Raw genomic sequence first — 12,910 nt, forward strand, 5'->3', positions numbered from 1 at the left:
GTTTATCTGGCCGCGGCCCTGGCCGGGTATACTCAGAGAGGACTTCCCGCCTTTGGTATATACGGAAGGGATGTACAGGATTCGGATGACACAAGCATCCCCTCGGATGTGAAAGAAAAGGTTCTCCGTTTTACAAAGGCGGCCCTGGCTGTGGCGACTATGAGAGGGAAATCCTACCTCTCCCTGGGCGGTATGTCCATGGGAATCGCCGGTTCTCTTGTCAATCAGGATTTCCTGCTGGATTATCTGGGAATGAGGACCGAAGTGGTGGATATGAGCGAAATAGCCCGCAGGGTGGAAGAGGATATATACGATCCCGAGGAGTTCAAAAAAGCTCTTAAATGGGTGAAAGAAAACTGCAAAGAGCAGGAAGACACCGTGAACGCCCCGGAGTACCGCCGCAATGCGGAACAAAGGCAGGCTGATTGGGAATATGTGGTCAAGATGGTTCTCATCGGCCGGGATTTGATGATCGGAAATCCCAAACTGAAAGAGCTGGGATTCGGCGAAGAATCTCTGGGACGTAACGCCATCTGCGGCGGCTTTCAAGGACAACGCTCCTGGACCGATCATTATCCCAATGGTGACTTTCTGGAAACTATCCTGAATACCTCTTTTGACTGGAATGGAATCAGGGAAGCCTTTGTTTTTGCCACCGAAAATGATTACCTCAACGGAATTACCATGCTTTTCGGACATCTTCTGACCAACACCGCCCAGATCTTCAGTGATGTCAGGACATTCTGGAGTCCCGAAGCCATAGAACGGGTTACCGGCTGGAAACCCGAGGGAAGAGCTAAAGACGGATTTATTCACCTGATCAATTCAGGTTCCACCACTCTGGATGGTGCCGGACAGATGAATGGTCCTGACGGCAAGCCCGGGATGAAACCATTTTGGGATATCACAGAGGCAGATGTTGCCAAAACCCTCAAGGCTACAGAATTCTGTGTCGGTGACGGGGGCTATTTCAGAGGCGGTGGTTATTCTACAGACTTTCTGACCAAAGGTGGCATGCCCTGCACGATGGCCCGTCTGAATTATGTGAAGGGACAGGGGCCTGTGATGCAGTTGGCCGAAGGCTGGACTGTGGATGTACCCGAGGAAGTTCATGCAAAACTGGATGCCAGAACCAATCCCACCTGGCCGACAACCTGGTTTGTACCCCGGGTGAACGGTGAAGGTTCATTTAAAGATGTGTATACGGTCATGGCAAAATGGGGTGCCAATCACGGGGCCGTCAGTTACGGACACATCGGACAGGATCTCATTACCCTCTGCTCCATGCTTCGAATTCCTGTTTGCATGCATAATGTGGAAGAAGAGGGATTCAGACCCAGTGCCTGGGCCTCTTTCGGGATGGATGAAGAGGGTGCTGATTATAGAGCCTGCACGAATTTTGGTTCCATTTACGGTCGATAGTGTTAAAACTCTGGACCTTATAAGGGGGGGGGCTTTTCTCAAATATGGGAAGAGCTACTCCGGGTTTCATGATTGACATAGTCCCGGCTAAGTTGCATATTTGAAATATGAATCATGATGCAACGACCTCAATAGATGCCAGAATTGATGAAGCCTATCTTCTGACCTATAAGTCCCTGGTGGAGGCAGAAGAACTGGTAGAGGCCTGTCTTGATGATTCTGAGCAGCAGGAATATGCTGGGGGAATCATCAATTCAAGGATTCTGCTGTCTCTCATTGCCGTTCACAGAGGGGATAGCGATCTGGTTCGGGACAAACTGACCAGAATTGAAGAAGAGCTGAAAACAACCGCATCAGATGATTCACTCATGAGACTCGCCCATGTGCGGGGGCTTTATTTTATGAAAGACGGTGTACACCGAGATTCTTTCGATGCCTTTGTCAAGGCTGGAAATCTGGCAGCACGTCTTGGAAATCAATTATTTCAGGCCTTGAGCGCCAATGGTAAGGGCGTGATCAAGCTGGATCAGCATGAATACCAGGACTCTTATGATTACTTCCGGGTCGCCGGGACCTATCTTCAGGGACTTCCTCCCGGCATCCTCAATTCAGTTCTTTCTCTTAATATGGCCTGTGCCCTCAATGGATTAAACAGAGATCGGGAAGCCCTTGAGATTTTGAAGATGGCCCTTAAAAGAGCGGAAGAGCTGAATGCGGTGATACTGGAATGCTCTGTTCTGGATGAGATTTCTCTTCTCCTTATGAAACAGGGTCATCTCGCTGAAGCCCGGGGTTATCTGGAGCGAGGTCTCGAGATCAGTAAGGATGAAATTTATTGCGACACAAGTTCCGAGCTGGTTTATCACTATGCCGAATTGCTTGTGCGGGAAGGTAATTATGCTATTGCCGAAGCCCTTATTGAAAAATATGGGACAGAAGCCGAGGGAGATATACAGCTTGGAATGTATCATAAGATAGCTGCCGAAATTTTTGAGAAGAAAGGGGAGTTTCAAAAGGCTCTCGAGTCTTATAAAACACTCAATACCATAAATGAGAAAATTCAGGGTACTCAGTCCATTCAGTCCGTATTCAGGCAGGAAAAGAGGGAACTCCAGGATCAAAATCATCGTCTAATGCTGATCAGTACCATCGGGCAGGAGTTGGTTGCCAATCTGGATATCGGGCAAATTCTAAACCTGATCTATGAACAAATGAATGCCCTTATGCCTGTCGATCTTTTCTCTGTGGCTACTGTGTCCGGGAATGACATTGAAGTTAAATTCACTGTTTACTTTGGTGAACGGATCGAGCCATATCTCATTCATAAAGAGGATACAAACAGCCTTATGGGCTGGACAGCCCGGAATGACAAAGAAATCTTCATGAGGGATGTGAAGACAGAATCATATCAATATGTCGGTAAAATCGTTCCTATGAAGGGGAGTGAATCTGATGGTATGAATTCTGTGATTTGCATTCCCCTACACTATATCACCGAAATTGTTGGAGTTTTATCTGTTCAGAGCGGAAAGGCGAATGCCTATTCCGGTTTTGATTTAGATAATCTGAGAGCTCTGGCATCTTATGCGGGCATCGCCCTGCGGAATGCTCTGCAGACAGAAAAAATGAGTGAACTGAACGAAGTTCTCAGGCGTCAGTCTTCGGTTGATAGTTTAACGGGTCTTGTGAACAGACGGGAGTTTGAGCGTCAGGCTAAAAATATCTGGCGGGTTTGTCGCAGGAATAACTTACTGGTGTCTCTTATCATGATCGATCTGGACCATTTCAAAGATATCAATGACACTCATGGACACATTGCCGGAGATGAGGTTCTAAAAAAGATTGGAATGGAGCTGAATGATTTTTTCAAGCGCCCTCTAGACTGTGCTTCCCGCTATGGAGGAGAGGAGCTGCTCATCCTGGCAGGGGATATGAGCCCGAGAGAAGCCGCTGTCCGGGTTGAGCTTCTCAGGGAAGAATTCTCCCGATTTGAATTTGAAAGTCCCCAGGGAAAGTTTAAAGTCAATTTCAGCTGTGGAATCTGCGGTAAGATTCCTGAATTGGATGTGGAAACACAAATTAGTAAAATAACAGGATTAGTAGACCGTTATCTTTATCAGGCTAAAGATGCCGGGAGAAATTGCACATATTTATCCGATAATATGGATAAGCCTGCCATAAAATTCGTCTTCAGTCATCTTGAATAACTTTTTTTTCTTCATTCTCAGTCTTATTTCATCCGCTGTGTGGCGTCTTCCATACTGAATCCCTTCAAGGAAGGAAAGCTCTTTCGGGGCCTTTTCGATGATTCCCTTACTGATTCTAATCTGCCAGTCCTTTGTTTCAGGCAGGTGGAGAGCGCCGATATCCTGAGTAAAGGTCGGGGTTTTCCCCAATATCCAGTCTTCTGACAGGAGGGTATTCCTTTCTGCCTGTACTAAGGGGGATTCGGAAAAATGAAGCCATTCATCTTCACTCCAGTTCAGGATGACCGAGTTCTCCTGTGGTTTGAACCAATTTTCAAATGCTGCGATAACCTGACTCATTTTCAAACCAGGGTGAACTTGACTCAGGTTGATCACATCCGAACGGGTAGAGCCAGTTCCTGAAGCATGAAGTATCACCTTGTGGTTTCCTGGAGTGATTGATTCTTCCAGACGGTCTGTTTCACTGGAGATCAGCAGGGTCCCATGGTGAAAGGCTCTGTCTTTTTTGTGACGGAAGGCACTTCCACTGACCTTATAGGTTTTCCCTTTGTAATCAACAGTCAAATCGTGGCGCAGATTGATATTTAAGTCGATGCTGCATTCTTTCATAATTTGGCAGATGATATCCAGATTCTTTTGGCGGTCATAAGACTCGAGAGGACAGATAAAGGAAAAGTTGAGGTTTCCCTGGTCATGGTAAACAGTTCCACCACCGCTTTGCCGTCTGACAAGGTAGGTGTCTTTTCTATTGCTGTGGGTACATTCCATCCAGGGGTTCTGGAAGCGGCCGATGACAACAGAGGGATCATTTATATAGAGAAGGAGAAACTCATTTTCAGGGGTGAGGGATTCCAGTAACTGATTTTCCATAGCCAGGTTAAGATAAGGATCATTGTAGGGGGAAATAAGTAAATTCATCATCATACCTGCCTGACTTGAAGCCCTTTTTCTGTAATTGCCAGCACCTGTTCTTTGTTCATTTCAGTATCTGTAATTATCATATCTACATTATCCAGGGGAAGGATTTTCACAAACCCGGACTGACCGTATTTGCTTGAGTCTGCAAGAAGGATCGTTTTATCAGACTGTCTTGCCATGGATTTAATCACTTCCGCAGATTCCTCAATATGAGTGGTCATCCCCGTTTCGGCCGAGAATCCACCGGTTCCCACAAAGGCATACTTTACATGATAGCGTTCCAGGTGAGCCAGGGACACAGGACCGACAAGAGATTCTGACCCCGGTTTGAATTCTCCTCCCACAACAGTGAGATGGAGGGTCGGGTTAACCCGGGCGTAGGTCAGAGCCAGAGTAGAATTGGTAACCACATGTATGTTCCTTTTTCCCATCAGGTACTTCAGAACCAGAGATGTCGTTGTTCCATCATCAATCATGATGGCATCTCCCTCATCGACCATTTCGGCTGCTGCCTTGGCAATCCGGTTCTTCTCTTCCTGTCTGGTTCGTTGACTCAGTAGAATGTCCGGATGGAACACAGGAAGGGCTCCCCCTCTGGTTCTCAGAATGAAACCCTTTTCTTCCATGCTGGTGAGATCGCTTCTCACAGTTACAGCAGAAACACCCAACATATCACTGATTTTGGTTACAGAAAGATTATAGTCTTCAATGAGCATGTTAAGAATGCGGTTTTCCCGCTCTGAAAGAAATGGATTCATTATAACCTCGATATCATTATATTTCTAAATGGGCAGAGTCTTGTCCGGAAATTGAATTTATGATTTGATTATGAAATAAACTCTCATCCTTCACACTCCTATTTTATAATGTTTTTACGATTAGTCAATCAAACTCTTTCATTTCTCTTTATAAAAGCCTTCGAAACTTAAATCGATATTAATTGATTCATTTGAAAAACTGGTGTATTCTGGTACCATGAATTTTGAGTACCAGGTAACCGGGGATGATTATGCCCTGGTAGGCCGTGCATCCAGTGATATCAAAAAGAAACTCAAGCAGCTGGGTATTCCTATGGGAACCATCAAGCGGACTGCTATTTCCATGTATGAAGCAGAAATCAATATGGTCATTCATGCCCAAGGCGGCAGTATTCATGTTGATCTGGAAGATGAACAAATCCGTATTGTTCTTAAAGACACAGGGCCTGGAATTCCTGATCTGGATCTGGCCATGGAGGAAGGATATACCACCGCATCAGAGGCCGCCAGAGAGCTGGGATTCGGTGCCGGAATGGGTCTTATGAATATTCAAAGAAACTCCGACAGTCTGCATATCGACAGTATTATGGGGGTGGGCACCACAGTGACCATCCTTCTAAAGATAGGAGACTAGGGAGTGGAGGATGATTATTTTCACTCGGTCACCCTGGATGCCTCTCTATGTAAGGGCTGTACGGTCTGTATCAAGGGCTGTCCTACCGAAGCCATCCGTGTCCAGAAAGGCCGTGCCTGGATTATTCCTGAACGCTGTATAGATTGTGGTGAGTGCATCAGGACCTGTCCTTCCGGGGCCAAAAAAGCCATTTCCGACCCCTTATCACTCCTTGTTCACTTTGATTATACCGTGGCGATTCCGGCTCCCACCCTCTACGGGCAGTTCAGAAGTACCATCTCCTGCAATAGAATCCTGACAGCCTTAAAAACACTCGGCTTTGATGATGTATACGAAGTGGCTGCTGCCGCCGAGATCCTGAGTCAGGAAACAAGGGATTATCTTGGAAGGGATCAAGGAAAGGGAGCCCTTATCTCATCCTCCTGTCCTGTGGTGGTCAGACTCGTGGAAACCCGGTTCCCATCCCTCCTTGATCAGTTGATTCCCATGATCTCCCCCATGGAGCTGAGTGCCAGAATTGTCAGAGAACGGGAGAAAGACAGGCCCGGATCTGTGGGTGTCTTCTTTATATCTCCCTGCGCCGCCAAGGTGACGGATGTTAAAAATCCCCGAGGAATCTCTCTCTCTTCCGTAGACGGGGTCATTGGTATTAAAGATATCTATAAGGAACTGAGCCTGGCCGTTGCTCAGGTTGAGGTGGAAGAAAATCTAAATATTGCCTCTGCCCTTGGTATCAGCTGGGCCCGAACCGATGGAGAGGGTTCGGCAGTCTATTCAGAAAATCATATTTCTGTAGACGGAATTGACCATGTTATAGATGTTCTGGAAAATCTTGAAAACGGACATATCAGAGATGTAGATTTTGTCGAAATGATGAGTTGTCCCGGCGGTTGTGTGGGCGGGCCTCTCGCTGTTGAAAATCCCTATGTCGCCCGAAATATTGTATGTACAAGAGAACGGCGGCATCAGGAAGGGAACTGTACCGTCCCGGCGGAGCTTCCCCATCTTCCCGAAGGTATTGATCTCTTCTGGACAGAGGCCCTCGAAAGCAGAGCGACTCACCTGCTGGATCATGATTATAAAACAGCCATGAAAATGATGGAAGAGATGGAAGTCATCAGAGGGAGCCTCCCCGGTCTGGACTGCGGTGCCTGCGGGGCTCCCAGCTGCCTGGCTCTGGCCGAAGATATTGTCCGGGGTAAAACGACGGAAATCGACTGTGTTTTCAAACTGAGAGAAAAAATAAGGGACCTGACGCGGGAAATGATAGCCCTTGATAGCCACATGCCCCCCGGTCTGGACCGCTAAAGGATCACTCATTGCTTACTGTTATTATTATTATGACCCTGGGGATGGCCGCAGGTTTTATCCTCAGGAAATTTAAAAGATTGTATAACCGTCTGGATAAGACGGTCAGTTCTGTCATTTATCTGCTCCTGTTCCTTCTGGGGGTCTCTGTGGGTCAGAATAAAACCATTATCAACAATTTTCACCTTATAGGATTAAAGGCTCTCATTATAACTTCTGCCTCTGTTTTTGGATCTCTGGTTCTGGCCGCTCTTGTTTTTAGGTTCTTCTTTAAACAGGAGCAACGGGAAGATCCTGATTCAGGAGATGAGGCGTGAAAAACAGTTTGATTATTCTGGCCTTTTTTGCCCTGGGGGTCTTCCTTGGAATCGGGGGAGATCGGGGAGGGTGGATTCCCGATGGAACGGACTCCATGAGTACCTACGTTCTGTATGTCCTTATGGGCCTTGTGGGTTTTGGAATTGGAGGGGATACGGAGGCTCTCAAAGTATTAAAGGAAACAAATCTAAAAATTATGCTGGTTCCTTTGTCTGTTGTTTTCGGATCCTTAGGCGGAGCAGCGCTGGTGGCCGTTTTTATTCAGGGACTGGATCTGCAGGAAGTCCTTGCGGTGAGTGCAGGATTCGGCTACTACAGCCTTTCCAGTATTTTTATTACCGAACTCCGGGGTGAACTCCCTGGAACTATCGCCCTTCTGGCGAATATTCTGCGTGAGATTATTACCCTTTTAATGACCCCTCTGTTTGTGCGTTGGGCGGGACCACTCGGTCCGATTGCATCGGGAGGCGCCACAAGCATGGATACGACTCTGCCCATCATCTCTCTCTACTCGGGAAAACAGTATGTTGTCATCGCCCTGTTCAGTGGTATGATATTGACAATCGTCGTTCCCTTTCTTGTACCTTTCATTCTAAATTACTAAAACTTCCAGTCATTGTCGGATTTCATTCTAAAGTCTTTTTGTTGACAAAAAAAGGTTAGCTATTTATTGTTTAATGAACGAAAAAATATTAATAATAATTTTTTCAGCTAATACAACAAGAGGAATCTCTTCAAGATGAAACAAAAACTGATATTGATGTTGTGCTTATTTCTTCCTGTTTGTCCGTTGTCTGCTGAAGAATCCAGACCTCGGGTACTTGTTATGACTCCAGAAAACCTCAGTTCGAATGAAATGTATTCCACAATCTGTAATACCATTGAAGATTTATTCAGTTTTACACTCCGTTTGTTGGGAGAGAATGAAATTCTTAGGGGTGATGACTTCCTGCCATCGGAATTGGAAAATAAGAAAGCTTTCTCAGAAGAAAACAGCATAGATAACATCTTGTATGGGGAAGTCACTACCGAAGAAGATGGAACCATATTAATCTCAATGTATCTATATGAGAAATCAAGTGATTCTGTTGTCGCCGTGTCCGCCGGCAAGTCTCCTTCTGTTTTTGATGTCTTTGATGTATCGGATGCCATCCTGGTAGAGTTAATGAAAGAGTTCTCCGACATACATATTGGTTTCGGATCTTTAAACTTTTTGAATATTGGAGAAACAGGGAAATATGAGGTATACCTCGATGGGATTCTGTTAGGAGAGGATCTTACATCTGTAGATAAGATTCTGAATAAAGATTATCAGGTGGAAATACGACAAACCCGCCTTGCCGAAGAGTCAGTGATACATACTGAGCGCCTCACAATAAGAGAGGGTGAAATAACCGAGTTGAGCTTTTCTGTTCCTTATTTAACAACCCTGGAGCAATCAAACCTTGCCTCTGCAAAAGCATCTGCCCGGGAATCAATGAGTACTAAAAATCTGCTTTTAGAACAATCAGAAATCCAGGACCTTACTAATATGATTCTCAGGATGAATGACCTGTCTTTTTGTCCTTCATTATATAGAGAGAAGCAGGTGTTGGAAAAAATGATGTTGTTGTGGCAACAGGCTGCTTCTTACAGGAATGCTATTGCCGAATTTAACAGAGGCATATATAAAACTACAGATGAATACATGATTCATATAAGCAAAGATTATCAGAATATGCTTGAACTCTCATCTTTATTGTCTTTATCCATGTCTGTAAAAGCCTGGGAGAGGAAAGATTGGAATTTAGGATGGAGCTATTATAAAGAAGCAGTTAAGCCCAAAGCTGGTTTAGGCAGTAATTTTCTGACACATATGAAAGAGGAGTCTGAATATATAAATTCTTTATTTTATGCTTATTATAAAAATGAAAGTTCCAGAAATGCACGCCGGTTGAAAAAAAAGCTGAGAGATCATTACGGTGAATTGTGGGGTCCCCTAGAACAAGCCGGAATAGATCTCCCTCTTTCCTTGGATTCAGTAGAATCAATGAAGAAATCTCTGATAGATACTGATATTGTTTATTGAATTGATTTCTCGGATCAACAAAGTGAGGTCGGTGATGGCAGATGTTGCTGTACATCAACCATGATGATAGGAGCTGGTGAAACGATTGATATAAATGATGATCTCCAGATCTTTGTAATAATGATAGAGTGACTCTATACGGTCTTAAATTCGGTTTTGGGATGCTGGTTTCCTTATGGCTCAAACAAGTTAGGCTGACCTCATTGATAATGGTTCATATACAGAGAAATTTTCCCATCCTGCTATACCTTTTGGAGCAAGGGTCATGTGGAGAAACAGAAAGAGTGGGTTTGCCTATGGATTCGGGTTGGGTTATTTATGGCCTATACCCATCTGGGACATTGCTCAACCTTTTCTGATGACGGCTGCTGACAACTATTTTAATGATTCTTTTGTATCCGGTTCTGTCTCGACCTCAGAAGATATGCCTGGCGTCCTTATAAAAACCGGTTATGAATTCCATTGATTCATTATCTTTCCCCTTATTTTATGATAGAAAGGTTTTTTATGTAGTTTATTATAGAGGGTGGAGTCCATCATGAAAAAAATACTTTTTTTTCTTTTAGTCATTATTCTGCCTGTTGGCATTCTGATGGCAGAAAGTACAAAATCCAGAGTGCTTATTATCAGTCCCGAAAATAAAAGTCCAGATCCTGCCTACAACAGCATTTGTAATACCGTCGAGGATCTCTTTACTTTTACACTCAATCTTCTGGGTGAACATGAAGTATTAACGGATCAGGATTTTCAACTGTCCAGTCAAGAGGATATGACTTCTTTTGCCAGAGATCATTCCATCGATAAAATCCTTTTTGGAGAATTGAATACTACATCCGAGGGCCACATTGTTATTTCTATGTCCCTTTATGAACAGGCCTCAGACCGCATTGTGGTTCAATCCCAGGAGACTTCCTATTCCCTCTTCGAAGTTTTTGATGATACCGATACTATTCTTGTTGAATTGATGAAGGAATTTTCAGATATCTATATTGGTTTCGGGTCTCTGGGTCTGATAAATACAGGAGAAGAGGGAGCCTATAGAATCTATCTGGATGGTCATCTGGTAGGCACTGATCGGAATCTTACTTCTTTTGATAAAATTTTAAACAAGAATTACCTCCTCGAAATACGACAGACCAGATTTGGATCAGATCATGTCATTTATAGTTCTGATATCCAGGTACAAGAGCGACAAAAAACAGAGCTTGTTTTTCAACTGCCCTTTTTGACCTCAATTGAACAGGCACGTGTTGATGATGTCAGGAGCCGGACTCTGGAAGTTATAGCCCTGGATGAACTCGATACGGAGTATTTAGAGGGTGGGGAACTGGAAGAGCTTATCCTTTTAATGCAGAATCTGGATTTTTGTCCCTCCCTTGAGCCGTTGCGGAATTCTCTCCAGTCTCTATTGGATGACTACAATGATGAAATGGTTTATCGGGATGTCATTAAAGATGCCTATATAATGGTAGATCATACCAGCCGCAGTGAATATATGAATCGCTTGAGCTCTCAAGATCCTTCGAGGCAGGCCTACATCAATATGGCTGAATTTGTTTATGTGGTTAAAACCATAGAAGCAGTGAAAAGATGGGGCTCAAAAGATATCCTCCCGGGGAGGACCCAATATCTCGATGGAATTGATATTGCAGATTCGAATGCATCAGAGTTCCTTGCTCACGCAGGAGAAGAGCTGGTTTATATCAACTCCATATTCTCTTCCTATTACAATAAGACCGTTCGTAATAGAGCAGAGGTTCTTTCGTTGATCAAAAAATATTATCATTTTAGATTTTTCGGCAAACTCTATAATGAAAATACTTTTATTTTCAGGTTGTCTAAGAGCAAGATCGCTGATTTGAAGGAAAAACTGCTGGCCTTGGAAGTCCCTGAGCCAATCGAATTGAAGGAGCTTCAGAAGTTCAGTTTTGCCCCGGCACTCTTTTTGGGAGGTTTTTCAGGGGAAGAATCGGAATATTATTATGAGGATTTTGCTTGCATTGGAGTGAGCTTAGGTTTGGGGGTGCTGGTCAATGAGTTTTTTTCCATCACTGGAGAGACGGGTTTATTCATGACCTCTAGAACTGTATATGATTGGAATACTGACGATGTTATTGAAGAGGAACCTTTTTCTGTGTCCGTTATACCTCTCGGGTTTCGTATGATGTTTGGAAACAGGAGGAGTTCTTTTGCCGGAGGACTGGGTCTCAATTATTTCTTTGACCTGCCCATGGCTGATATTAATACCTTGCCTGTCTTTATGCCCGAACTCGTCCTCTATTATAAAGATCTTTTTATAATAGCTTCAATTTGGGGTTCAGGCGATTTTACGGGTACATTTCTAAAAGTCGGGTATGAGTTTAGATAGTTTCTTTATTTGGGTCATTTGGAATATAATGAGTATTGATAGATGTCGATTTTATAAGGAGAAAGAATATGAAATGGGGTGAAAGGATCAAAGGAACAGCCTTGTTAACAGGAATCAGTTTTCTGATTGTTGCTGTAGCTGTGATTTTGACTGACTTCTTGCTGTTGAAAAATATAAGCATCAGCTGGTTTCAAGTAGTATTAATGGCCTTGACCAGTTCAGTTCTGCTAACCCCTCTGTTCTATTGGGTTAGACTGATGTTGGAACATGGTGGTATTGAAGCGACTCAGCTCAGTAATCTGGAACTTAATGAACGTGATGTGAGAGAAGCTGTGAGCAATTGGGTCTATATTCATTATAACAAGAAGGTGGAAGGTGGACTTGAGTTCTCCAGGGATGATTCAGGGATACTCAGCTGTAAGGTGACGGTCAGAAACGATTCCTGATATTTATGCTTCAAAAGACTAAAGTGTTTTCATAAAGCACCGATACTATTTCTTGTAAAAGGGGCCCTTTGCGGTCCTTTTTATATCTAGTTGAAAATAATGGTAAAACTTTTTTTAAAAGGGTTTACACGCACCGTGTTTTTCAATATTATCACCCTCACGCTCTGAGCAGCCAAGCGAAAGCAGAACAGCACAGAGCGGAGCAAATATCGGTTTTGAAAAGATTTAAAAAATATTTTCAAAACACTGTTGACAAAAAATCAACTTTAAAATATATTTGCCGAACGCTGGCATGAAAATTGCTAGCATCGTTCTTAACAGGAATATAGAGAAGGGAAATTGAAGTATTTGACGAGAGTCAAGCACTGGTAGTACGATTATTTTCCGTACCGGAAGCCGAAGGCTGAGGAACGGAAAACAGGATTGTTTAGAAAGCGTTTAACGCTGAACACTAATCCGAACG

The 12,910-nt window shown here is 43.9% G+C and carries 12 protein-coding genes; 10 read left to right on the plus strand and 2 right to left on the minus strand.

Annotated features, from left to right (window positions below; translation table 11 throughout):
• Both PF479_RS18385 and PF479_RS18390 read left to right on the plus strand, forming a co-directional pair.
• Positions 1-1,422: L-fucose isomerase (locus PF479_RS18385; RefSeq protein ID WP_298009824.1), on the plus strand; the 1,422-nt coding region annotated here is incomplete at its 5' end.
• 107 nt (positions 1,423-1,529) lie between these two features.
• Positions 1,530-3,629: a diguanylate cyclase gene (locus PF479_RS18390; protein ID WP_298009826.1), complete on the plus strand. Its 2,100-nt coding sequence runs from the start codon at positions 1,530-1,532 to the stop codon at positions 3,627-3,629.
• On the opposite strand, the gene PF479_RS18395 is transcribed toward PF479_RS18390, so the two are convergent.
• Both PF479_RS18395 and PF479_RS18400 read right to left on the minus strand, forming a co-directional pair.
• A complete protein-coding gene (locus PF479_RS18395; RefSeq protein WP_298009829.1) occupies positions 3,573-4,553 on the minus strand; it encodes a hypothetical protein in 981 nt (326 codons plus the stop codon). The two genes, PF479_RS18390 and PF479_RS18395, sit on opposite strands and share 57 nt — an antisense overlap.
• Positions 4,550-5,305, minus strand: a complete 756-nt coding sequence (locus tag PF479_RS18400) for a DeoR/GlpR family DNA-binding transcription regulator (protein WP_298009832.1) — start codon at positions 5,303-5,305, stop codon at positions 4,550-4,552. The genes PF479_RS18395 and PF479_RS18400 overlap by 4 nt, the downstream gene beginning before the upstream one ends.
• Before the next feature lie 217 nt (positions 5,306-5,522).
• Between PF479_RS18400 and PF479_RS18405 the strand changes: the two genes are divergently transcribed.
• The 8 genes from PF479_RS18405 (at position 5,523) to PF479_RS18440 (ending at position 12,447) form a co-directional block, all read left to right on the plus strand.
• Positions 5,523-5,939 carry an ATP-binding protein gene (locus PF479_RS18405; RefSeq protein WP_298009835.1) on the plus strand — a complete coding sequence of 139 codons (417 nt, stop codon included), beginning with the start codon at positions 5,523-5,525 and terminating at the stop codon, positions 5,937-5,939.
• 3 nt (positions 5,940-5,942) lie between these two features.
• Complete coding sequence (locus tag PF479_RS18410) at positions 5,943-7,247, plus strand: [Fe-Fe] hydrogenase large subunit C-terminal domain-containing protein (RefSeq protein WP_298009837.1); 1,305 nt, start codon at positions 5,943-5,945, stop codon at positions 7,245-7,247.
• Between the two features lie 11 nt (positions 7,248-7,258).
• Positions 7,259-7,564 (plus strand): LysO family transporter, encoded by a 306-nt coding sequence (locus tag PF479_RS18415; RefSeq protein WP_298009840.1) that lies wholly within the window; start codon positions 7,259-7,261, stop codon positions 7,562-7,564.
• Positions 7,561-8,169, plus strand: a complete 609-nt coding sequence (locus PF479_RS18420) for a lysine exporter LysO family protein (protein WP_298009843.1) — start codon at positions 7,561-7,563, stop codon at positions 8,167-8,169. Before PF479_RS18415 ends, PF479_RS18420 begins: the two co-directional genes overlap by 4 nt.
• A 222-nt stretch (positions 8,170-8,391) precedes the next feature.
• Entirely contained in the window at positions 8,392-9,633 is a 1,242-nt protein-coding gene (locus tag PF479_RS18425) for a hypothetical protein (RefSeq protein WP_298009846.1), read from the plus strand.
• A 265-nt stretch (positions 9,634-9,898) separates the two neighbouring features.
• Positions 9,899-10,099 (plus strand): hypothetical protein, encoded by a 201-nt coding sequence (locus PF479_RS18430; RefSeq protein ID WP_298009848.1) that lies wholly within the window; start codon positions 9,899-9,901, stop codon positions 10,097-10,099.
• Between the two features lie 72 nt (positions 10,100-10,171).
• On the plus strand, positions 10,172-12,001 hold the full coding sequence (locus PF479_RS18435) for a hypothetical protein (protein ID WP_298009851.1): 1,830 nt from the start codon (positions 10,172-10,174) through the stop codon (positions 11,999-12,001).
• Between the two features lie 68 nt (positions 12,002-12,069).
• A complete protein-coding gene (locus tag PF479_RS18440) occupies positions 12,070-12,447 on the plus strand; it encodes a hypothetical protein (RefSeq protein WP_298009854.1) in 378 nt (125 codons plus the stop codon).
• Positions 12,448-12,910: the final 463 nt, after the last annotated feature.

The organism is Oceanispirochaeta sp., from assembly GCF_027859075.1.
Taxonomy (GTDB): domain Bacteria; phylum Spirochaetota; class Spirochaetia; order DSM-2461; family DSM-2461; genus Oceanispirochaeta.

Excerpts from the sequence above, each read along its gene's own strand:
- PF479_RS18440 (WP_298009854.1), top strand. The coding sequence starts at position 12,070 with ATGAAATGGGGTGAAAGGATCAAAGGAACAGCCTTGTTAACAGGAATC.
- PF479_RS18425 (WP_298009846.1), top strand. The coding sequence starts at position 8,392 with ATGACTCCAGAAAACCTCAGTTCGAATGAAATGTATTCCACAATCTGT.
- PF479_RS18405 (WP_298009835.1), top strand. The coding sequence starts at position 5,523 with ATGAATTTTGAGTACCAGGTAACCGGGGATGATTATGCCCTGGTAGGC.
- PF479_RS18390 (WP_298009826.1), top strand. The coding sequence starts at position 1,530 with ATGAATCATGATGCAACGACCTCAATAGATGCCAGAATTGATGAAGCC.
- PF479_RS18400 (WP_298009832.1), bottom strand. The coding sequence starts at position 5,305 with ATGAATCCATTTCTTTCAGAGCGGGAAAACCGCATTCTTAACATGCTC.
- PF479_RS18435 (WP_298009851.1), top strand. The coding sequence starts at position 10,172 with ATGAAAAAAATACTTTTTTTTCTTTTAGTCATTATTCTGCCTGTTGGC.
- PF479_RS18395 (WP_298009829.1), bottom strand. The coding sequence starts at position 4,553 with ATGATGATGAATTTACTTATTTCCCCCTACAATGATCCTTATCTTAAC.
- PF479_RS18430 (WP_298009848.1), top strand. The coding sequence starts at position 9,899 with ATGTGGAGAAACAGAAAGAGTGGGTTTGCCTATGGATTCGGGTTGGGT.